We start from the raw sequence: 18588 nt of genomic DNA, 5'->3' as shown, positions 1-18588 counted from the left end.
GAGCCAAAACTGCGCTAGATTAGCGGTCCTGCGCATTCGTTGCGCAGGGGAGGCATCGCGGTCGGGAGGTGGTGATGGATTATGCCCATAAGTTCGCGCCGGTCTCTGGGGAAGAGGGGATCGTCGCCTCGAGCGCCTATACGGCCGGCCGGCGCGTTGCCGATATCGCCATCGAGGAGGCCGGGGAGTGGGCGGCCAAGGATGGCCATGTCGTGTGGATCGGGCTTCTGGAGCCGAGCCGGGAGCTTCTCCTGCGCGTCCAGGCGCAGTTCAACCTGCATGACCTCGCGATCGAGGATGCCGAGCATCCACACCAGCGGCCCAAGCTGGAGCAATATGGCGATGCGCTGTTCATCGTCGCACGCACTGCACAACTGATCGAGCGGCGCGTCATCTTCGGTGAAACGCATCTTTTCGTCGGCAAGGGCTATATCGTCAGCGTGCGGCACGGCCCGTCGACCTCCTACGCCACGGTGCGCCAGCATTGGGAAAGCTGCCCGCATTCGCTGGCCAAGGGCGAGGATTTTGTCCTTTACGCCATTCTCGATTTCATCGTCGACAACTACATGCCGGTGCTGGAACAGCTCGAATACGAGGTCGAGGAGATCGAGGACAAGGTCCTGGTGAGGCCAATGACGGCCACGGATATCGAGCGGCTCTACATGATGCGCCGCGACCTCCTGCGGCTGCGCAATGCCGCCCTTCCGCTGGTCGAGGTCTGCCGGCGGCTGACGAGCGCCGACCTGCCGCAGATCCAGGCGGCCATGCACCCGCTGTTTCGTGACGTGACCGATCACATCCGCACGGTGCAGGAAAAGATCGACAGCCTGCGCGAGGTGCTGGCCTTCGCCTTCGAGGCGAGCCTGCTGGTCGGCCAGAGCCAGGAAACGGCGATTTCCAAGAAGCTCGCCTCCTGGGCGGCGATCCTCGCCGTGCCGACCGCGCTCGCGGGCATATACGGCATGAATTTCAATGACATGCCGGAGCTGCGGATGGAATACGGTTATCCGATGGTGCTCAGCGCCATCATTGCCACCTGTACCTTCCTCTACTGGCGGTTCCGCAAGAACGGCTGGCTGTGAACCGCCAATAAGAAGACCGGTGCGACATTGATCGCGCCGGTCTTTTTGTTCCTTCTCAGAACTCGTCCCAGCCGGGCTCCGCGGCCGCAGCGGCGCTGCCGCCGCCGAAGGCGCTGGCCAGCTTGCCGACCATGCGCTTGGCCGGGGAGGCGACGTGGAGCGATGCGGTATTCGCCACCTTCAGGTGCGGGCGGGTGGGGGCCGGTGCAAAGCCTCGGCCGGCGTCGGATGCGGCCGCCGAGCCCACCTGGAACTGGCCGACCAGCTCACGCAATCTGTCGGCTTCTTTCGCCAGCGAGGCGCTGGCGGCGGTCGACTGCTCGACCATGGCGGCGTTCTGCTGCGTCGTCTGGTCCATCTGGTTGACGGCGGAGTTGACCTCGACCAGGCCGACCGACTGCTCGCGCGCCGAGGTCGCGATGGCGTCGAGCTGGGCGTTGATGTCGTTGACGTGCTGGCCGATCACCTTCAGCGCCTCGCCGGTTTCCGTCACGAGACGCACGCCGCCTTCAACTTCGCCGGCAGAATTCCGGATCAGCTCCTTGATTTCCTTGGCCGCCTGGGCGGAGCGCTGGGCGAGTTCGCGCACTTCCTGCGCGACCACCGCGAAGCCCTTGCCGGCCTCGCCGGCGCGCGCCGCTTCGACTCCGGCATTCAGCGCGAGCAGGTTGGTCTGGAAGGCGATCTCGTCGATGACGCCGATGATGTTGGAAATCTGGCCGGACGACCCCTCGATGCGCTGCATCGCGGTCACCGCCTCGGAGACGACCTTGGCCGAGTGATGTGCGGCGGCATTGGCCTCCGAGGCCTTGCTGCGGGCCTCTTCGGCGCGCTTGGAAGACTGGGAAACATTGGCTGTGATCTCGTCCAGCGCCGCGGCGGTCTCCTCCAGGGCGGCGGCCTGCTGCTCCGTGCGGCGCGACAGGTCGTTGGCGGCCTGGCTCAGCTCACGCGAGCCGCTATCGATCGAAACGGTGGTTTCCGAAACCGCCTGCAGCGTCGTGCGAAGCTGGCTGACGGCGGCGTTGAAATCCTGGCGCAGGCTTTCGAATTCTTCCGAGAAGGCTTGCGTCAGCTCGAAGCCGAGGTCGCCGCCGGCCATGCGCTTCAGGCCCTCGGCAAGTCCGCCGGTCGCCTGCGTCATCGCGGCGGCGCGCACGCGGTCCACTTCCGTGTTGCGTTCGCGCTCGGCCTCGGCGGCGGTGCGCTCGGCCGCGGAGCTTGTTTCCAGCGCGCGGGTGCGCAGGCCGTTGTCCTTGAAGACCTGCACGGCGCGGGCCATGCCGCCGATTTCATCGCGGCGTTCCGTTTCGGCGATCATTACGGAGAGGTCCCCACCGGCGAGCGTCGCCATGGTGGCAGACAGGGCGTTAAGCGGGCGGGCGATCCAGGCGCGCACGGCGAAGAAGCCGGCGATCATGATGCCGATGAGGCCGGCGATGACGCCGATGATGGTCGTCACGATGGTCGAGCGCGACATCTCGCCCAGCTCGGCCCTGCGGGCGTTTGCGATATCGGTGATGACTGTGATTTCGTCCGTCAGCTTCGCGATAGTTGCGGTGAAGACGGGTTGGCAGGTCGTCCGGAACTCGGCCTGCGCGCGTGCGGTATCCGCGTCGCCGGTTGCGGCGGCGATCAGGGGGGCACATATCGTGTTTAGGGCGTTCAGCCCTTCGTCCTTTAGGACCTTGAAGCTCGTTCTGGACGGCATGGCCGCGCTCGCCAAATCTATCTGCTGGACGAAGAAGCCTTTGCTCAACTCGATATCGGCAAGTGCTGCCTTTCTGGCCTCCTCCGTGTGGGCCAGCAGCAGATCCGCGATGCCGGAGCGGATGGATACAAGGCTGCGGCTGGTGCGAGCAAGCGTCAGGGCAGCGGTGGATTCCTGTTCCAGCAGCGCCGTGTAGGAGGTGTTGATCAGGGACAGTCTGGAGCTGCTGTAGGCGATGACGCCGGCCACGAAGAGGCCGAAGGCGCAGAGGATGACAAGGAACTTGCTGATGATCGGAATATTTCGCATGGGCGCTCGCCTATCGTGGAGGAACTGCACCGGGATACGAGGAGATCGTTAGATTTCGCTTAAATTTTTTAAATATTGCATGCAATTACTGAATGACAATAATTTGTGGACGGTTTGACGCCGCGATCAGGTCCGCCATCTAGCGCCCATCAAAAACGTCGCCAGAACACAGCACAGCAGGCCAAGCGACAGTGGCAGTCCCTGATGGCCGACCAGTTGCATCGCCAGTCCCGTCGCCGGTGAGCCGACGATGCCGCCCATGCCCCAGGCGAAGGCGAAGGCCGCATTGCCGGCGATCAGGGCCTGGCCGGTGAAACGTTCGCCGAGCTGGATCAGCGCCATGGTGTAGATCCCGAACGAGACGCCGCCCCAGACGAAGACGAGCGGCCAGATGAGCGGCGCGTTGAAAAGCAGCGGCAGCAGCGTGCAGCCGGTGAGCGAAGCCAGGACGCAGAAGAGCATGGTCCGCTTCGAGCCGAACCGTTCGGCGATGCGCCCGAGAACAATCTGCAGCACCGCATTGCCCGCGACGAAACAGGTGATGAGCGACGCGGTGCGTTCTTCGGCGCTGGCGAGTGCCGCGCCATAGACCGCGAACAAGGACAAAAGGACTTGCTCGAAGGCGGCAGCCGTGAAAACGGCGAACAGCAGCAGCGGCGCGAGCGCGAAGAAACCGCCGACCGATGTCGCTTCGCCCTCCCGCGGCATCTTCGGCAGGCGCGGCACGACGGCGAGCATGATGGCGCCGCAGACAAGGAAGGCCACGATGCCGATCAGGAAGGGTGGCCAGCCCTCGGCCCCGACCAGGCCCAGCGAGAGCGGGCCGATGGCGAAACCGCCAGAGACGATCGACGAATAGAGGCCCATGATGCGACCGCGCCGGGAGGCCGGCGTGATCGAGAGCAGCCAGGTCTCGCTGATCACGGAAAGCGGATTGGCGAAGAAGCCGAGCAGGAAGCGCAGCGGCATCCAGGCCCAGACGTCCTGCGTGAGCGCAATCGCGACCAGAATGAGCGCGGCCAGCACCGAACACAGGATCGCAAGTCCGGCCCCGCCCACGCGCAGCACCAGCATCGGAATGAAGGGCGCAGAGACGATGAAGCCCAGCGGCGTCATTGCCGCCGACAGGCCGATCAGGCCCGATGTCGTGCCTTGCCGCTCCAGGATGAAGCTGAGCAGCGGATAGGTCAGCCCCTGCGCCACGGCGAACACCGTGACAGTCGCGATGATGCCCGCCATCGCGGCCCAGGGAATCCGGTCATCCTGCGATGCCGTCGTGCAGGCTTGCTGATCCGATGTCATTGCAGCATTCGCCTCACACCTGCCAGAATGGCTTGGCGATCTCCGCCTCCACCTGCCGCTTCGTCAGGCCGATATCGTCGATCAAATGGGGATTGGCCTTGGATTTCTGCGCAAGGTCCCGGCGAAAGCGTTTCCGCGCGTCCCAAATCGCGATCACCTTACGCAGTGTCGCGAAGCTTGGGTGCCAGTTCGATACGTCGGCCGACCGTGCAGAAAGAGTATGGCTCATGGCAGCCTCCTTTGGCCTGAAAGAGGATGAATTCTGCCGGATACGGACAGCGCCGTAATTAAGCCCTCCCAAAAAGTTCTCAAAAACATCCAAACCGATTATAGATGCGCCGCATGCAGGGATCGCGTTTTGCCTTTGGTCCGTTCGTGCTTGATCCGGCGGCGGGAACGCTCCTTCGGGACGACGAGCCCGTTGCCGTAGGCCATCGCGGGGTCATGCTGCTGGCGGCTCTCGTCGCCCGGCCCGGCGAAATCCTCGACAAGGCCGCGTTGATGGACGCGGGATGGCCGGGCATGGCCGTCGAGGAGGGCAATCTCACCGTCCAGATTTCGCAGCTGCGCAAGCTGCTTGGTCCGACCGCCGACGGGGGTGAATGGATCGCCACCGTCCCCCGCATCGGCTATCGCTTCACGGGCGCCGTCGAACAGCACGGCGGTACGAAGCGAAAACCTCTGCCGCTACCCGACAAGCCCTCGATCGCCGTGCTGCCCTTCGTCAATCTCGGCAACGATCCCGAGCAGGAATCCTTTGCGGACGGCTTGACCGAAGACCTGATCACCGACCTGTCCAGGACCGCCGGCCTCTTCGTCATCGCCCGCAACTCGGCCTTCGCCTACAAGGGCAAGGCGATGGACGTGCGTGATATCGCCGAGGATCTTGGCGTGCGCTACCTGCTGGAGGGCAGCGCAAGGCGCGCCGCGGGGCGGGTGCGCATCAACGCCCAGCTCGTCGATGCGGTGAGCGGCGATCATCTCTGGGCGGAACGGTTCGATCGTGGCCTGGACGATATCTTTGCCGTTCAGGACGAGGTGACGGGCAAGATCGTGGAGGCGCTGCTCGGCCGGCTGCAGGCATCGCCGCCGCGCAATCGGCCCAAGAATATCGAGGCCTACGATCTCTGCGTGCGGGCGCGCAAGCTGATGGACGACACGCCGCAATCGGCGCGCGAAGCGCATCTGATGCTCACACGCGCGGTCTCGCTCGATCCGGACTATGCCGAGCCCTATCGTTGGCTGGCCATGAACCATTGGATGGGATGGGTGCATAGCGGAGGGCCGACGGAGCCGAACCGCAACATCGCCCTGGAACTGGCACGCAAGGCCGTCCAGATGGATCCCAACGATGCCGGCTGCCGCTGGGTCCTGGCCTACCTGCTCGCCTATGAACGCAGCTTTGCCGAGGCGGATGCGGAATTCGCCAAGGCGATCGCGCTCGACCCGAACGAGGCCGACACGTTTGCGGCATTGTCCGATATCGCGGTCCTGGCGGGCCGCGTCGAGGAGGGCCTTGAGCATATCCGCAAGGCATTCAGATTGAACCCGTTTCCGGCAAGCTGGTACTATCTGACGCTCGGCCAGGTACTATATGCCGCCGGCGACTACGAAGCCGCCGTCGAGACGCTGCGCCGGGACGAGACCTACCGCACAAGCTCCCGCCGCTTCCTGGCGGCGAGCCTTGCCCAACTCGGCCGGCTCGACGAGGCACGCGCCGAGGCCGAACTGTTCCTCGTCGGCAACCCGGATTTCACAACCTGCCACTGGGCCGCGACCGAGCCGTTCCGCGACGCCGCGACGCTTGCACATTTCATTGACGGCTATCGCAAGGCCGGTCTGCCGGAGTGACCTCAGGCGCCGCCGTTTCGTTTTGGTCGGCAAGCGGCGGCGCGCAATCTCAAAGAATGTACCCGCCGTCGATGGTCAGGCTTGCGCCGGTCATGTAACCGGCCTCCGCACTCACGAGATACGAGGCGAGGGCGGCGATTTCTTCCGGCTGTCCGACCCGCTTCAAGGGAATCTGGTCCTTCAGGACGGAGATCATGTCGGCCGTCAGGTCGGTCTCCGTCGGGCCGGGCTGGATATTGTTGACGGTGATGCGCCGCGGCGCCAGGTCAAGCGCAATGCCCTGGCTCATCGCCGCAACCGCTGCCTTGGTCATGGCATAGACGGTGCCGGCCGAAGAGGCTGTTCTGGATCCGATATTGCTTCCGATCGTGATGATCCGGCCGCCATCCCGCATCTGCCGGGCGGCCGCCTGGATTGCCAGATAGACGCCGCGGATATTGACATTGAGCGATAGGTCGAGGTCCTTAATCGGGAAATCGTCCAGCAGCCCCAGCTTGAGAACGCCGGCATTGACGACAGCAACGTCGAGCGGGCCGTATTCGGCCACGGTGCGATTGACGCCTGCGCGGATTTCGGCGGGATCTGCGCTATCGGCCCTGATCGCCAGCGCCTTGCCACCCATCGCCTCGATTGTGGAGACCACCACGGCTGCCTTTTCCGGGCGAGAGACGTAGGTCAGCGCCACCTGAAATCCATCCGCGGCGAGGCGCTTTGCGATCGCCCCGCCAATGCCGCGCGAGCCGCCGAAAACCAGGGCTGTCCGGGTTTGTTGTGTCTTGTCCATCGGTCTCTCCATCAGGGAATGAGCAGGAGTTTGCCGGTCGTGCGGCGGCTTTCCATGTCCGCATGGGCTTGCGCGGCCTCGGCGAGCGGATAGGTGCCGCCGACCGTCACCCGCAGGGCGCCGCTTTCGATCCAGTCGAACAGTTGCCGGCTGCGGGTGCGCAGCAGGTCGGGCGTGTGGATATGGTCGTAGAAGGTGGCGTAGCCGATCTTGATGCTTCTCGGCAGGCTCATGATATCGAGCGGCCCCGGACCGCCGAGCACCGGACCGTACCAGCAGAAGGTACCGGATCGGCGCAGCGAGGCCAGCGAACCGGCGAAGGTTTTCGGCCCGGAGCCGTCATAGACGACGTTGACGCCCTCTCCATCGGTGAGGCGGAGCACTTCGTCGGCAAAATTCCCGTCGCGATCGACGATGACATGATCCGCGCCGGCCTCGCGGACGATGGCGCGCTTTTCCTCGGAGGAGACGCGGCCGATGACCTGTCCGCCCCGGAGTTTTATGATCTGCGTGAGGAGCAGGCCGACGCCGCCGGCCGCCGCGTGCACGAGCGCGACGTCGCCGGGCTGGACGGGATAGAAATCCGTCGCAAAATGGCTGGCGGTGAGGCCCTGCATCATCACGGAGGCCGCCGTCCGGAAATCCAGTCCATCGGGGATCTTTACCAGAGCATCCGCCCGCACCGACACCTGCTCGGCATAGCTGCCCGGCTCATAGACCCAGGCGACACGATCGCCGATCGAAAACTGATCGACGCCATCGCCTACGGTGATCACCCGGCCGGCCCCTTCGACGCCGAGGACTTTCGGGTTCGGCACATCGGTCCAGGCCATCCCCTGGCGCACGCCAATATCCATGAAATTGACGCCGGCAGCGGCGACCTCGACGACCACCCGTCCTAGTGCCGCCGTGGGCGGCTCGCGATCGACCACCGCCATTTCCTCGGTGCCGCCGATGCCGTTCATAACCACTGCTTTCATTATATTTTCCTTTCTTGACTGTTCATTCCAGAATTAAGCAAAAAATTTTGCCGTTTAGATCACGGCGCGCAACGCCAAGGTGCTGAGCGATTGCAGATGGGCATGGTCGGCGCCGCCGCGGCCGGCGATGCGTATGCCGGCGACACTTGCGAAAAGGAAATCCGCCGCCGCCGCGGCAGAGAGTGACCGATCGATATCGCCGGCGGCCTGCGCTTCGACGATCCGCTCCCGGGCGGTGGTCTTCAAACGAAGATCGGCGGCCTGGTGCAGCGCGGAGAGTTCGGGACGGCTGCGGCCGAACTCGCAGATGGAACCGATGCCAAGGCAACTCTGCCCGGCGGTATCGACGACGCGCGCCAGCATGGCGCGGATCCCGTCCAGCGCCTTTGCCTCGCCACGCAACGCTGCGATATGCTCGGCCGTCTCGCCCGCCGTGTAGTGCTCGACGGCGGCGCAATAGAGCTGCCACTTGTCCCCGAACGTATCGTAGAGGCTCTGGCGGCCGATCTTCATGGCCTCGACCAGCATGCCCGTCGATGTTCCTTCGAAACCATGCTCGCGGAAAACGCCGATCGCGGCGTCCACGGCAGTGTCCCTGTCGAATTCCTTCATCCTTGCCATGAAAGGGAGATAGGAATTCTGGAATGATCTGTCAAGAATAATGAAGAGAAGCCGGCTGCCTCGGGGAGAGAGGCAGCCGGCCTTTCAGGTTTTTCGGCCCAGTGTTATTCCGAAAGCGCCTTAGCTGCCGCGTCGATCACATCCGCGACCTTTTCCGGCTGCGAGGCGAAGACGGCGTGGCTGGCTTTGATCTCGGTGACGGCGCTGCCGGCGCGTTTGGCCATATCGCGTTCGAGCTCGGGGTTGATCGAGCGGTCTTCGGTCGCGACGATTGCCCAACTGCGCTTGTTTTTCCAGGCGGGTTCGCCGGCCTTTGCGGAGAAGGCTTCCTTCGCGGCGAAGACCTGGGACCTTGCGAGGAAGGCCGTTTCGTCCTTCGGCAGGTCGGCGGCAAAATCGTTGGGGAAGGCCACGGGGTCGATGTAGAGGAACTTGCCGTCCTTCGTTTCGCGGATGCTCATGCCGCTTGCCGGCTTCGAGCTTGCGAGGCTGAGCAGGCTCTCGCCCTTGTCCGGCTGGAAGGCTGCGACATAGACGAGGCCGGCGACCTTGTCGTCATGGCCCGCCTCGGTGATGACGATGCCGCCGTAGCTGTGGCCGACGAGCAGGGTCGGGCCGTCCTGGAGATCGAGCACGCGCTGGGTGGCCGCGACGTCGTCCGCCAGTGAGGTGATCGGCTGCTGCACGATCGTGACGTTGAAGCCGCGGTCCGTGAGGATGTCCGTCGCCTTGCGCCAGCCGGAGCCGTCGGCGAGCGCACCGTGGACGATGACGATGTTCTTCACCTCGGCGGCCTGCGCCGCAAAGGCGATGACGCTGGTGGCGAAGGCGAGGGCGAGGGTCGAGAGGATCTTGCGGGTCATGGTTTTCTCCTGTGGTTTAAGGGTCTTTGGGATCAGCCGAAAGTGAAGGCGTAGGCTTCGACGCCGGGATCGAGGAAACGGATTTCGAAGGTGCGTGCCTCCACCGCGCCGGCCTGGCGGACGAGCTGGTAGAGCCGCGTGGAGGAGACCGTGCCGCGGCCGGCGGTGTCGGTATCGGCGCCGTGATCCGCGCCGGGGGGCTTGCCGTCGATCGTTACCTCGAAGCGCACCGGCTTGCCATCGGCGCCCGGCCCGAGCACGAGATGCAGGTCGCGGGCGCTAAAGCGATAGGCGATGCGGCCGTCCGGGCGGTCGAGCGTTGCCTGCTCGGCATGCACGGTCCAGCTTCCGGCGAGGCCCCAGGCATTCAGGCTCGGTTCCGCGACGGAGTAGGTCTGCGACGCATCGGCGGCGATGCCTTCCGGAGAGGCAAAACTCGTTGCGCGCTGGTAGCCGAGATAGGTTTCGCCCGAGCGGATGTTCTTGAGGTCCGGTCCGGCCTCGGCGCCCTTGGTGTCGGGCGTTACGGCCGCACTTGCCTGCATGTTGCTGCCGGCTTCGCGCAGCAGGTCCTGGATCGCCTTTTCGGTCTCGGCATAATTGCCCTCGCCGAAATGGTGGTAGCGGATCTGCCCTTCGGCATCGATCAGGTAGTGGGCCGGCCAGTAGCTGTTCTCGAAGGCGCGCCAGATGCGGTAGTCGTTGTCGACGGCGACCGGATAGCCGATGCCGAAATCGCTGACCGCCTTTTTGACATTGTCGATTTTCTTTTCGAAGGCGAATTCCGGGGCGTGCACGCCAATGACGACGAGGCCCTGCCCCTTGTACTTTTCCGCCCAGGCGCGGACGTAAGGCACGGTGCGAATGCAGTTGATGCAGGAATAGGTCCAGAAATCGACGAGCACGACCTTGCCCTTGAGCGCCGCATTGTCGAGCGGCGGCGAATTCAGCCATTCCACGGCGCCGTCGAATGAGGGGGCGGCACCTTCGACCGGCAGGTCGCTGCGGAAGGGCTGGGTGCTATCGGCGGCGGTGACGATCGCACCGGCCATCTCCTTCTTCGGCTTGGCATGCAGGCGGTCGAGCACGGCCTGTTCGAAGGTCGCGGTGCTGGCATAGGAGAGGCGGGAGAGAAGCCCGGTATCGAGGCCGAGCGCGATGGCGGCGACGCCGACCAGAACGGCAACGCCCAGCGCCTGGCGGACCCTTTCGCTGACGCCGAGCGAGCGCTTCATGCCGGCAAAGACCCGGCCACCGACGAGGAGGGCGACGGCCAACGAGGTGGCGGCGCCCGCGGCATAGGCGAGAAGCAGGAATGTGGTTTCGAGATTGGCGCCTTGGAGGGCGGCACCCGTCAAAACGAGGCCGAGGATCGGGCCGGCGCAGGGTGCCCAGAGCAGGCCTGTGGCGACGCCGAGCAGGAGCGAGCGTGTCGTGGTGCTTCCGGGAGCCGCGGGGCCGGAGGCGTTCAGCAGCCTGTTGCCGAGATCGACCACCGGGCGGCTGACGATGCTGGCGATGCGGGGCGAGAGCAGGCTGACGCCGAAGACGGCGAGCAGCGCGATTGCGGCGAGGCGGCCATATTCATTGGCGTGGACCGCCCAGCTTCCGCCGACCGCCGCCAGCGTCGCGACGAGCGCGAAGGTGGCGGCCATGCCGAACAGCATGGGCAGCGTGCTGTTGAGGAACGGCTGGCCCGCTCTGGCGAAGACGAAGGGCAGGATGGGCAGGATGCACGGACTGAGAATGGTCAGCGCACCGCCGAGATAGGCAATGACAAAGAGCGTCATCATCGTTTCCTTTGAACCGGGGTTTCGGGCGCTGGACGACGCGGCCAGCAATGGCAGCGATATGGCCGGCGCGACGTATCCCGGATGTGTCCGGGACCGGGCGGATTTGTACCGAAGTGTAGAAAGGGGGATGCCGGTTGGGATTTGTATCAGAACGTATCCGGAGGGGCGGAGGCTACATGGGCATGCGATAGTGCCCGGTCGCGAACACACCGGCGATACATCGGGCCGGCTTTCTTGGCGCCATGTTCGATCCCTTCAGGAGAAAGCCCATGTCCGACACGATCAACCACCAGCGCCGCCGCTTCTTCGGCCTCGCGGCCATCACGCTCGCCGCCACCCAGTTCGGCACTGCCGCCATCGCCAACGCCCAGTCGTCCATGATGAAGGCGTCCACCACCAAGGCGCATACATCTTTTCCGGCGCTGAAGCAGGTGAGGGCCGGCGTGCTGGATGTCGGTTATGCCGAGGATGGTCCGGCGGATGGCCCGGTGGTCCTGCTCGTGCATGGCTGGCCCTACGACATCTACAGCTTCGTCGATGTCGCACCGATCCTCGCGGCCGCCGGCTACCGAGTGATCATGCCCTATCTCCGCGGCTACGGCACCACGCGCTTCCTGTCCGAAGAGACGCCGCGCAATGGCCAGCAATCGGCACTGGCCGCCGATATGATCGCGCTGATGGATGCACTCGGCATCGAAAAGGCGATCGTCGCCGGCTTCGACTGGGGCGCGCGCACCGTCAACATCATGGCCGCGCTCTGGCCCGAGCGTTGCACGGCGATGGTGTCGGTCAGCGGCTACCTGATCGGCAGCCAGATGGCGAATGCCAAGCCGCTGACGCCGGCCGCGGAACTCTCCTGGTGGTATCAGTTCTACTTCGCGACGGAGCGCGGCCGCCTCGGCTACGCCGCCAATACGCGTGAATTTGCAAAGCTGATCTGGCACAGCGCCTCGCCGACCTGGGCCTTCGACGACGCGACCTTCGAGCGCTCGGCAGCCGCCTTCGACAATCCGGACCACGTCGCCATCACCATCCATAACTATCGCTGGCGGCTGGGTCTTGCGGAAGGCGAGGCGCAGTTCGACGCCTATGAGAGCCGGCTTGCGGAAGCCCCCTCCATCGCCATTCCGACGATCACGCTGGAAGCGGACGCCAACGGCGCGCCGCATCCCGATCCGGCCGCGTATGGCAAAAAATTCACCGGAAAGTACGCGCACCGCACGATCACCGGCGGCATTGGCCACAACCTGCCGCAGGAGGCGCCGGAGGCGTTTGCACAGGCCGTGCTCGACGTCGTCCGGTTGTGAGCGATTTCTCCCCTTCGCGGGAGCGGGTGCAGGGTCTAGAACAGGGCGGCGGCAGATGGGCCGCCCCGAGCGCTTTCGAAAGTCCGACCATGGAGCATATCGACCATATCCTGATCGTCGACGACGACCGCGAAATTCGCGAGCTGCTGTCCTCGTACCTGACGAAAAACGGACTGAGGGCCAGCATCGCCGCCGATGGCCGGCAGATGCGCGCCTTTCTGGAGGCGAACATCGTCGATCTCATCGTGCTCGATGTGATGATGCCCGGCGATGACGGGCTCGTGCTGTGCCGGGAGCTGCGCGCGGGAAAACACAAGGCGACGCCGATCCTGATGCTGACGGCGCGCACCGACGAGATGGACCGCATCATCGGCCTCGAAATGGGCGCCGACGATTATCTGGCGAAACCCTTTGCGGCGCGCGAACTGCTTGCCCGCATCAAGGCGGTGCTGCGGCGCACGCGCATGCTGCCGCCCAATCTCCAGATCAGCGAGGCCGGCCAGTTGCTGACCTTCGGCGACTGGCGGCTCGATACCGTCGCCCGCCATCTTCTCGACAAGGAAGGCACGGCGATTGCGCTGAGCGGCGCTGAATACCGCCTGCTGCGCGTCTTCATCGACCATCCGCAGCGCGTGCTCAACCGCGACCAGCTCCTGAACCTGACGCAGGGCCGCGACGCGGATCTCTTCGACCGCTCCATCGATCTTCTGGTCAGCCGGCTGCGCCAGCGGCTTGGCGACGAGGCGCGCGAGCCCACCTATATCAAGACCGTACGCAGCGAAGGCTATGTGTTTTCGGTGCCCGTCGAGATATCGGAACCCCGCTTATGATGGCCGCGCTGCCCTGGCCGAGCACGCTGCGCGCCCGGATCTTCCTCATCCTCTTCATCGGGCTGGTCCTCGCCTACGGCCTCTCCTTCACCGTGCTCTACCTGGAGCGCTACATGTCGGCGAAGGCGGTGATGCTCGGCACGCTGGAAAACGACGTGGCGACCTCGATCGCCGTGCTGGACCGCCTTCCGGCGGGCGACCGCGCCGGCCTCGTCGATCGCCTTAGCCGCGGCAATTACCGCTTCGTTTTGGGCGAAGGCCTGCCCGGCGTGCCGGATACCTCGCTCCGCAGCGCCGAGATCGCGGCCCGCATCGAGGAGGCGGTCGGCCATCGTTTTCCACTGCGCGTCGAGGCCATTCCCGGCGATGTGATGCGCTTGCAGGCCCATCTGACGCTGAGCGATGGCAACCCGCTGACGATCGACATCACGCCGCGCGGCATCATGCCTTTGGCGGACTGGCTGCCCTATGTCTTCGTTGTGCAGATGGCGCTGCTCGTGCTCTGCGCGTGGTATGCCGTTCGCCAGGCAGTGCGGCCGCTGGAAACGCTGGCCGCGGCCGCCGATGCGCTTGACCCCAACCGGCCCGGCCTGCCGCTTGGCGAGACCGGCCCGAGCGAGGTCGCCCATGCGGCGAGCGCCTTCAACGCCATGCGCGGCCGCATCGCGCATTATCTGGAGGAGCGCGTGCAGATCCTCGCCGCGATCTCCCACGACCTCCAGACGCCGATCACCCGCATGCGGCTGCGCGCCGACATGGCCGACGACACGCCCGAGCGGGACAAGCTGGTGCGCGATCTCGGCGAGATCGAGCGCCTGGTGCAGGACGGCATCGCCTATGCCCGCAGCGCCCACGGCAATGGCGAAAAACCCTCGCGCATCGACCTGTCTTCCTTCATCGACAGCATCGCCTATGACTACCAGGACATGGGCAAGGCTGTCGCGGTGCTGGGCACGGTCTCCGGCACGGTCGCCACCAAGCCGCATGCGTTGCGCCGCATCCTCACCAATTTCGTCGACAACGCGCTGAAGTTTGGCGGCAGTGCCGAGATCGGCGTCGAGCGGGGCGGGGACGGCGGCACGGTCATCACCGTTTTCGACAAGGGGCCGGGCATACCGGAGAATAAGCTGGAGGCGGCCATGCAGCCGTTCTTCCGGCTGGAGCAATCGCGCAACCGCGAGACGGGCGGTTCGGGCCTCGGCCTTGCCATCGCCCAGCAGCTTGCCGTGTCGCTCGGCGGCGCGGTGCGGCTCTACAATCGCCCCGGCGGCGGCCTTGCCGCGGAAGTGTCGCTGCCCTGAAAAATGCCCCGGCCTGTCCGGGCATTTGTATGAAAAGGTAGCCCGGCAGGCGGGTGCTACGCTCTGATACATTTCGCTCTTTTCCGGAAACATGCCGGATACGTCGATCCGTCAAAACCACGCTCGTCAACAACGTCGCAGCGTGCGACAGAACGAAGGAGTTTCCTCATGACCAAGATCGAAAAGGTTCTCTACACCGGCAGGACCCACACCAACGGCGGACGCGATGGCGCGGCCCGCAGCGATGATACGCAGCTCGACGTGCGCCTCTCGCCTCCGGGCAGCGGCAAGCCGGGCACCAATCCCGAGCAGCTTTTTGCCGCTGGCTGGTCCGCTTGCTTCATCGGCGCGCTCGGTCTTGCCGCCGGCAAACGCAAGATCCGCCTGCCGGCCGAAACCGCCATCGATGCCGAAGTCGACCTCGGCACGGCGGGCGACGCCTATTTCCTTCAGGCCCGCCTGAACGTCAGCCTGCCGGGCATCGAGCCGGATGTCGCGCGCGCCCTGATCGACGAAGCCCACCAGACCTGCCCCTATTCGAAGGCGACGCGCGGCAATATCGACGTCGTGCTGGCGCTCGTCTGACGGGCCGGGACGGTAGAGGTTTCGATGAAACGCATCCTCGTCTTGATGCTGGCGGCCGTCATCTTCGCAGCACCCTGCGCCTATGACGCCTTCTCGCCGGAACCGTCGCCGCTGGCCGGTCTGCTTGCGGCCACGGCCGGTTCCTGAAAACAAAAAGGGCGGCTGTCGGAAACAGTCGCCCTTTTACTTGAATTTTTTCAGAGGCCATCGGCCCGCGCCCGGCTTCCCGGGCGTCGTATCAGCCGAGGACCAGGAGGCCGGCAACGGCGGAACGGATGTTCGAACGCGAGATGCCGAGGTCCTGGAGGGCGCGGTCGTCGAGGGCACCCAGTTCGCGCACGGCGCGGCGTTCAGCGTTGTACTTCTTGAGCTTTGCGAAAACGTTCATGATCAACTCCTTTTGTGTTGCCCATTACATAAGCAATCCTATGCCCGGATAAAATGCATATGCTTGCAGTGTAGGCATGCTCCTGCTGCATGGCGGAGACGCCGGTGGACGCTTCGGGACGACGCTGGTAGAACGACGTGGATGCCAAGGGTGAGCAGCGGCGAGGGCTTGTGACAGTCACGATCAAGGACATTGCCAGGCGTGCCGGCGTCTCCACGGCGACCGTCTCCAAGGTCCTCAACCGGAAAGATTCGTTCATCGGCGAAGAAACCCGCCAGCGCGTTTGGGCGCTCGCCCGCGAGCTCAACTACACGCCGAACTCGCTTGCCCGTTCGCTGGTCATGCGCAAGTCCCATGTCATCGGCATCATCGTTCCCGATATCCTCAACCCCTATTTCACCGAGCTGGTCAGAGCCTGCGACGACGCGGCGCGCCTGCGCGGCTACACGACGCTCGCCTGCAACGCGGGTGGCGTGGCGGAGATCGAGGCGTCGCGGGAACTGGCGGACCAGAACATTACCGTCAACATGGTGTCTCCCGGCTGGATTCCTGTCGAGCGACACGCCGGGATGACAACGGAACGAAAGCAGCGTTATCTCGACCAGGTCCCGATGAAGCGTTTTGGTTCGCCGGAAGACATTGCCCACGCGGTGGCGTTCCTGGCGTCGGATCGCGCACGTTTCATCACTGGCCAGCGCCTGACCGTCAACGGCGGCCGCACCTTCTCGTAAACGCCTCTGGGTCTGGAGCGCGAGTCGACAGGAGAGGAGCGAGGGGCTATAGTATCACGAGGTATTACTCTGTGATAAGAGGTGCAGCCATGGCGACATCCCTGAAGATCGACGATGGACTGAAAAGCCGCGTGCAGCAGCTTGCCAGCCAGCGCCGCCGTTCGCCGCACTGGATCATGCTGGAGGCGATCCAGCAATATGTCGAGCGCGAGGAAGCGCGCGAGAGCTTCAAGCAGGAGGCTTTGTCGTCCTGGGCGGCCTATCAGGAAACCGGCCGGCACCTGAGCGGTGCGGAGGCCCGCGCCTGGCTGAACACCTGGGGCACTGAGGACGAAAAGGCCGTGCCCGAGTGCCACGACTGATCGTTACGGAAGGGGCCGCGCAGGGTCTTGAGCGCTGCCGCCAGTTCCTGGCGGCCAAGGCGCCGGAAGCGGCGAGGCGCGCCGGCCAGGCCATCGAGCGGCAATTCCTGCTGTTGGAAGCAAAGCCGGATATCGGCCGCCCGTTCCCCGATCTGCCGGAACTGCGCGAACTGGTGATCGCCTTCGGCGATTCCGGCTATGTCGTGCTGTATCGCCACGAACCTGCCGACGATGCGGTCTACGTGCTGGCCTTCCGGCATCAGAAAGAGGCCGGGTATTGAATGACGGACGGTGACTGGCCTCGGATTTAGCTGCCGGCCGCCTGCTTCATGGCGGCGCGCAGGGTGTCGTTCATGCGATCCTGCCAGCCGGGTCCGTCGGCCTGAAAATGCGCCAGCACATCGGCGTCGATCTTCAGCGAAACGAGTTCCTTGGTGTTGGGAATGGCAGGCCGTTCGACCGCAGGCGCTGCGACCTTCTTGATCGGCTTGAACAGTGCCTCTGCGGCGTCTTTCGGATTCACGTGTCTGCGTGGCGTGGTTGCCATGATTGATTCCTTTTCTGGGCCGATTGGGTTGTGCCATCCTTACCGGGAGGATGTCGAGCGGTGCTCGCCTTACACTTGCTCGGCAAGGCGATTTAGCACGTCCATTCGTCCTTGGTGCGCATGAAGGCGCACCAGGATTTATCCGCGTCTGGCTTTGCGGGCGGCATAACGCAGGTCGCGTTCGGCCTTGCGCGCAGCTTCGTCTTCGATGACGCGGGCGACCCGGGCTTTTTCGGCTATTTCACGCGCTTCCGTCTCGGCTCTCGCCTCGGCCTGGGCAGCGGCTTCGCGCTCGGCGGCTTCGCTCGCGATACGGGCCTGTTCTTCCTGCTTGATGCGGTCGCGCTCAAGGCGGCGCTCTTCGCGGGCTGCGGAGATGGCGGCGCGTTCCGCCTGGCGTGCGGCCTGGGCGGGTTCGGATGCGGCGCGGGCGGCCCGGAAGGCCTCCAGTTGAGCGGCCTTCGCCTCTGCGGCCGCACTGCGGCGATCGGTAAGCTGGTTGTCTCTGGCGTTTTTCAAATTCGTGTCCTGACTGTGAGGGTTGCCGAAAGGGTCATTTCGCGGCCGCGCGCTTGGCGAGAAGGGCGGACGTCGCCGAGACGCGGTCCTTCAATTCCTTGGCAAGGCGGGCTTCGCGAAGCCGCAAGGTCTTGGCCTCGCGCGACTGGGTGATGGAGGCAAGCTCTTCGGCTGCCTCGGCTTTGGCGAAGAACGGCGTCTGGAGATTGCTGAACGCAGCCTCCGCCTTCTGGCGCGATGGGCTGAATTTTTCGGTCATGAGATGTCCGATCCTGGGCTCGTGAACGAGCGGAAATTAAAAAGGCCAGGCAAATCGCCTGGCCTCGCATGGTTACCGTGCTTCCGGCAGTGCCAGTACATCCGTGGTCAAAGGGAAGCACAAACCGCTTAGGCAGCCTGGAGATTGCAGGCCGACATCTTGCCAGACTTCTTGTCGCGCTCCAGGTCGAAGGCAACCTTCTGGCCTTCGACGAGTTCGCGCATGCCTGCACGCTCGACGGCGGAGATGTGAACGAATGCGTCCGCATCGCCGTTGTCAGGCTGAATGAAGCCGAAGCCCTTGGTGGAATTGAACCATTTAACTGTGCCAGTGGTCATGATGAACCCTTTCATAGCAACATTGAGAGACCGCTGCGCCAGGGCGCCGCGGATGATGATAGCGATTTTGAAAGGAAGTTCGTTCAGGGCGCGGCGTTAGGCGCGCGATAACCAAAGCTCAGCAA

Annotated in this window: 23 protein-coding genes; 10 read left to right on the top strand and 13 right to left on the bottom strand. The window is 64.5% G+C overall.

Annotated elements, in window-relative coordinates:
• Nucleotides 1–74: 74 nt before the first annotated feature.
• Nucleotides 75–1082, top strand: coding sequence for a magnesium and cobalt transport protein CorA (locus tag GB927_RS01815; RefSeq protein WP_256114824.1), 1008 nt, complete (start codon nucleotides 75–77; stop codon nucleotides 1080–1082).
• Between the two features lie 55 nt (nucleotides 1083–1137).
• On the opposite strand, the gene GB927_RS01810 is transcribed toward GB927_RS01815, so the two are convergent.
• From GB927_RS01810 to GB927_RS01800, 3 genes are all read right to left on the bottom strand, one after another.
• Nucleotides 1138–3102, bottom strand: a complete 1965-nt coding sequence (locus GB927_RS01810) for a methyl-accepting chemotaxis protein (RefSeq protein WP_256114823.1) — start codon at nucleotides 3100–3102, stop codon at nucleotides 1138–1140.
• A gap of 126 nt (nucleotides 3103–3228) precedes the next feature.
• Entirely contained in the window at nucleotides 3229–4404 is a 1176-nt protein-coding gene (locus GB927_RS01805) for an MFS transporter (protein WP_256114822.1), read from the bottom strand.
• A gap of 13 nt (nucleotides 4405–4417) precedes the next feature.
• Nucleotides 4418–4633, bottom strand: coding sequence for a DUF1127 domain-containing protein (locus tag GB927_RS01800; protein WP_256114821.1), 216 nt, complete (start codon nucleotides 4631–4633; stop codon nucleotides 4418–4420).
• A 113-nt stretch (nucleotides 4634–4746) separates the two neighbouring features.
• On the opposite strand from GB927_RS01800, the gene GB927_RS01795 reads away from it, so the two are divergent.
• Nucleotides 4747–6255 (top strand): winged helix-turn-helix domain-containing tetratricopeptide repeat protein, encoded by a 1509-nt coding sequence (locus GB927_RS01795; protein ID WP_256114820.1) that lies wholly within the window; start codon nucleotides 4747–4749, stop codon nucleotides 6253–6255.
• A 49-nt stretch (nucleotides 6256–6304) separates the two neighbouring features.
• Here the strand turns inward: GB927_RS01795 and GB927_RS01790 are convergent, their stop codons facing one another.
• From GB927_RS01790 to GB927_RS01770, 5 genes are all read right to left on the bottom strand, one after another.
• On the bottom strand, nucleotides 6305–7039 hold the full coding sequence (locus GB927_RS01790) for an SDR family NAD(P)-dependent oxidoreductase (protein WP_256114819.1): 735 nt from the start codon (nucleotides 7037–7039) through the stop codon (nucleotides 6305–6307).
• Nucleotides 7040–7050: 11 nt separating this feature from the next.
• Entirely contained in the window at nucleotides 7051–8019 is a 969-nt protein-coding gene (locus GB927_RS01785) for a quinone oxidoreductase family protein (protein ID WP_256114817.1), read from the bottom strand.
• A 54-nt stretch (nucleotides 8020–8073) separates the two neighbouring features.
• Entirely contained in the window at nucleotides 8074–8640 is a 567-nt protein-coding gene (locus tag GB927_RS01780) for a TetR/AcrR family transcriptional regulator (protein ID WP_256114816.1), read from the bottom strand.
• A gap of 104 nt (nucleotides 8641–8744) precedes the next feature.
• A complete protein-coding gene (locus GB927_RS01775; protein ID WP_256114815.1) occupies nucleotides 8745–9503 on the bottom strand; it encodes an alpha/beta fold hydrolase in 759 nt (252 codons plus the stop codon).
• A gap of 32 nt (nucleotides 9504–9535) precedes the next feature.
• Nucleotides 9536–11293 (bottom strand): cytochrome c biogenesis protein DipZ, encoded by a 1758-nt coding sequence (locus tag GB927_RS01770; protein ID WP_256114814.1) that lies wholly within the window; start codon nucleotides 11291–11293, stop codon nucleotides 9536–9538.
• A 272-nt stretch (nucleotides 11294–11565) separates the two neighbouring features.
• On the opposite strand from GB927_RS01770, the gene GB927_RS01765 reads away from it, so the two are divergent.
• The 5 genes from GB927_RS01765 (at nucleotide 11566) to GB927_RS01745 (ending at nucleotide 15466) form a co-directional block, all read left to right on the top strand.
• Nucleotides 11566–12603: an alpha/beta fold hydrolase gene (locus GB927_RS01765; protein WP_256114812.1), complete on the top strand. Its 1038-nt coding sequence runs from the start codon at nucleotides 11566–11568 to the stop codon at nucleotides 12601–12603.
• A gap of 89 nt (nucleotides 12604–12692) precedes the next feature.
• The gene (locus tag GB927_RS01760) at nucleotides 12693–13433 is read left to right on the top strand and encodes a response regulator (RefSeq protein ID WP_256114810.1); all 741 of its coding nucleotides are present in this window, start codon (nucleotides 12693–12695) and stop codon (nucleotides 13431–13433) included.
• Nucleotides 13430–14734, top strand: coding sequence for an ATP-binding protein (locus GB927_RS01755; RefSeq protein WP_256114809.1), 1305 nt, complete (start codon nucleotides 13430–13432; stop codon nucleotides 14732–14734). Before GB927_RS01760 ends, GB927_RS01755 begins: the two co-directional genes overlap by 4 nt.
• 168 nt (nucleotides 14735–14902) lie before the next feature.
• A complete protein-coding gene (locus GB927_RS01750; protein WP_256114808.1) occupies nucleotides 14903–15319 on the top strand; it encodes an organic hydroperoxide resistance protein in 417 nt (138 codons plus the stop codon).
• A 24-nt stretch (nucleotides 15320–15343) separates the two neighbouring features.
• Entirely contained in the window at nucleotides 15344–15466 is a 123-nt protein-coding gene (locus GB927_RS01745; protein ID WP_256114807.1) for a hypothetical protein, read from the top strand.
• A 91-nt stretch (nucleotides 15467–15557) separates the two neighbouring features.
• On the opposite strand, the gene GB927_RS01740 is transcribed toward GB927_RS01745, so the two are convergent.
• Nucleotides 15558–15707, bottom strand: a complete 150-nt coding sequence (locus tag GB927_RS01740; protein ID WP_256114806.1) for a DUF1127 domain-containing protein — start codon at nucleotides 15705–15707, stop codon at nucleotides 15558–15560.
• A 170-nt stretch (nucleotides 15708–15877) separates the two neighbouring features.
• Here GB927_RS01740 and GB927_RS01735 point away from each other — a divergent pair, with 170 nt between their 5' ends.
• The 3 genes from GB927_RS01735 to GB927_RS01725 all read left to right on the top strand — a co-directional run bounded on the left by GB927_RS01735 (nucleotide 15878) and on the right by GB927_RS01725 (nucleotide 17081).
• On the top strand, nucleotides 15878–16438 hold the full coding sequence (locus GB927_RS01735; protein WP_256114804.1) for an SDR family oxidoreductase: 561 nt from the start codon (nucleotides 15878–15880) through the stop codon (nucleotides 16436–16438).
• 89 nt (nucleotides 16439–16527) lie between these two features.
• Nucleotides 16528–16800: a CopG family ribbon-helix-helix protein gene (locus tag GB927_RS01730; protein ID WP_256114803.1), complete on the top strand. Its 273-nt coding sequence runs from the start codon at nucleotides 16528–16530 to the stop codon at nucleotides 16798–16800.
• Nucleotides 16788–17081, top strand: coding sequence for a type II toxin-antitoxin system RelE/ParE family toxin (locus GB927_RS01725; RefSeq protein WP_256114802.1), 294 nt, complete (start codon nucleotides 16788–16790; stop codon nucleotides 17079–17081). Before GB927_RS01730 ends, GB927_RS01725 begins: the two co-directional genes overlap by 13 nt.
• Nucleotides 17082–17107: 26 nt before the next feature.
• Here GB927_RS01725 and GB927_RS01720 read toward each other — a convergent pair whose 3' ends face one another.
• The 4 genes from GB927_RS01720 to GB927_RS01705 all read right to left on the bottom strand — a co-directional run bounded on the left by GB927_RS01720 (nucleotide 17108) and on the right by GB927_RS01705 (nucleotide 18463).
• Nucleotides 17108–17347, bottom strand: a complete 240-nt coding sequence (locus tag GB927_RS01720; protein ID WP_256114801.1) for a BrnA antitoxin family protein — start codon at nucleotides 17345–17347, stop codon at nucleotides 17108–17110.
• A gap of 138 nt (nucleotides 17348–17485) precedes the next feature.
• On the bottom strand, nucleotides 17486–17866 hold the full coding sequence (locus tag GB927_RS01715) for a DUF6481 family protein (protein WP_256114800.1): 381 nt from the start codon (nucleotides 17864–17866) through the stop codon (nucleotides 17486–17488).
• Nucleotides 17867–17900: 34 nt separating this feature from the next.
• A complete protein-coding gene (locus GB927_RS01710) occupies nucleotides 17901–18125 on the bottom strand; it encodes a hypothetical protein (RefSeq protein ID WP_256114798.1) in 225 nt (74 codons plus the stop codon).
• Between the two features lie 128 nt (nucleotides 18126–18253).
• Nucleotides 18254–18463: a cold-shock protein gene (locus GB927_RS01705; RefSeq protein ID WP_256114797.1), complete on the bottom strand. Its 210-nt coding sequence runs from the start codon at nucleotides 18461–18463 to the stop codon at nucleotides 18254–18256.
• Nucleotides 18464–18588: the final 125 nt, after the last annotated feature.

The sequence above is a fragment of the Shinella lacus genome (assembly GCF_010994755.1).
GTDB classification, from domain to species: domain Bacteria; phylum Pseudomonadota; class Alphaproteobacteria; order Rhizobiales; family Rhizobiaceae; genus Shinella; species Shinella lacus.
The sequence above is the reverse complement of the archived record's forward strand: the minus strand, read 5'-3'. Positions and strand labels throughout refer to the sequence as shown.

Excerpts from the sequence above, each read along its gene's own strand:
- GB927_RS01775 (WP_256114815.1), bottom strand. The coding sequence starts at position 9,503 with ATGACCCGCAAGATCCTCTCGACCCTCGCCCTCGCCTTCGCCACCAGC.
- GB927_RS01745 (WP_256114807.1), top strand. The coding sequence starts at position 15,344 with ATGAAACGCATCCTCGTCTTGATGCTGGCGGCCGTCATCTTCGCAGCA.
- GB927_RS01710 (WP_256114798.1), bottom strand. The coding sequence starts at position 18,125 with ATGACCGAAAAATTCAGCCCATCGCGCCAGAAGGCGGAGGCTGCGTTC.
- GB927_RS01780 (WP_256114816.1), bottom strand. The coding sequence starts at position 8,640 with ATGGCAAGGATGAAGGAATTCGACAGGGACACTGCCGTGGACGCCGCG.
- GB927_RS01815 (WP_256114824.1), top strand. The coding sequence starts at position 75 with ATGGATTATGCCCATAAGTTCGCGCCGGTCTCTGGGGAAGAGGGGATC.
- GB927_RS01765 (WP_256114812.1), top strand. The coding sequence starts at position 11,566 with ATGTCCGACACGATCAACCACCAGCGCCGCCGCTTCTTCGGCCTCGCG.
- GB927_RS01785 (WP_256114817.1), bottom strand. The coding sequence starts at position 8,019 with ATGAAAGCAGTGGTTATGAACGGCATCGGCGGCACCGAGGAAATGGCG.
- GB927_RS01750 (WP_256114808.1), top strand. The coding sequence starts at position 14,903 with ATGACCAAGATCGAAAAGGTTCTCTACACCGGCAGGACCCACACCAAC.
- GB927_RS01730 (WP_256114803.1), top strand. The coding sequence starts at position 16,528 with ATGGCGACATCCCTGAAGATCGACGATGGACTGAAAAGCCGCGTGCAG.
- GB927_RS01795 (WP_256114820.1), top strand. The coding sequence starts at position 4,747 with ATGCAGGGATCGCGTTTTGCCTTTGGTCCGTTCGTGCTTGATCCGGCG.
- GB927_RS01770 (WP_256114814.1), bottom strand. The coding sequence starts at position 11,293 with ATGACGCTCTTTGTCATTGCCTATCTCGGCGGTGCGCTGACCATTCTC.
- GB927_RS01800 (WP_256114821.1), bottom strand. The coding sequence starts at position 4,633 with ATGAGCCATACTCTTTCTGCACGGTCGGCCGACGTATCGAACTGGCAC.
- GB927_RS01740 (WP_256114806.1), bottom strand. The coding sequence starts at position 15,707 with ATGAACGTTTTCGCAAAGCTCAAGAAGTACAACGCTGAACGCCGCGCC.
- GB927_RS01790 (WP_256114819.1), bottom strand. The coding sequence starts at position 7,039 with ATGGACAAGACACAACAAACCCGGACAGCCCTGGTTTTCGGCGGCTCG.
- GB927_RS01810 (WP_256114823.1), bottom strand. The coding sequence starts at position 3,102 with ATGCGAAATATTCCGATCATCAGCAAGTTCCTTGTCATCCTCTGCGCC.
- GB927_RS01705 (WP_256114797.1), bottom strand. The coding sequence starts at position 18,463 with ATGACCACTGGCACAGTTAAATGGTTCAATTCCACCAAGGGCTTCGGC.
- GB927_RS01720 (WP_256114801.1), bottom strand. The coding sequence starts at position 17,347 with ATGGCAACCACGCCACGCAGACACGTGAATCCGAAAGACGCCGCAGAG.
- GB927_RS01760 (WP_256114810.1), top strand. The coding sequence starts at position 12,693 with ATGGAGCATATCGACCATATCCTGATCGTCGACGACGACCGCGAAATT.
- GB927_RS01755 (WP_256114809.1), top strand. The coding sequence starts at position 13,430 with ATGATGGCCGCGCTGCCCTGGCCGAGCACGCTGCGCGCCCGGATCTTC.
- GB927_RS01805 (WP_256114822.1), bottom strand. The coding sequence starts at position 4,404 with ATGACATCGGATCAGCAAGCCTGCACGACGGCATCGCAGGATGACCGG.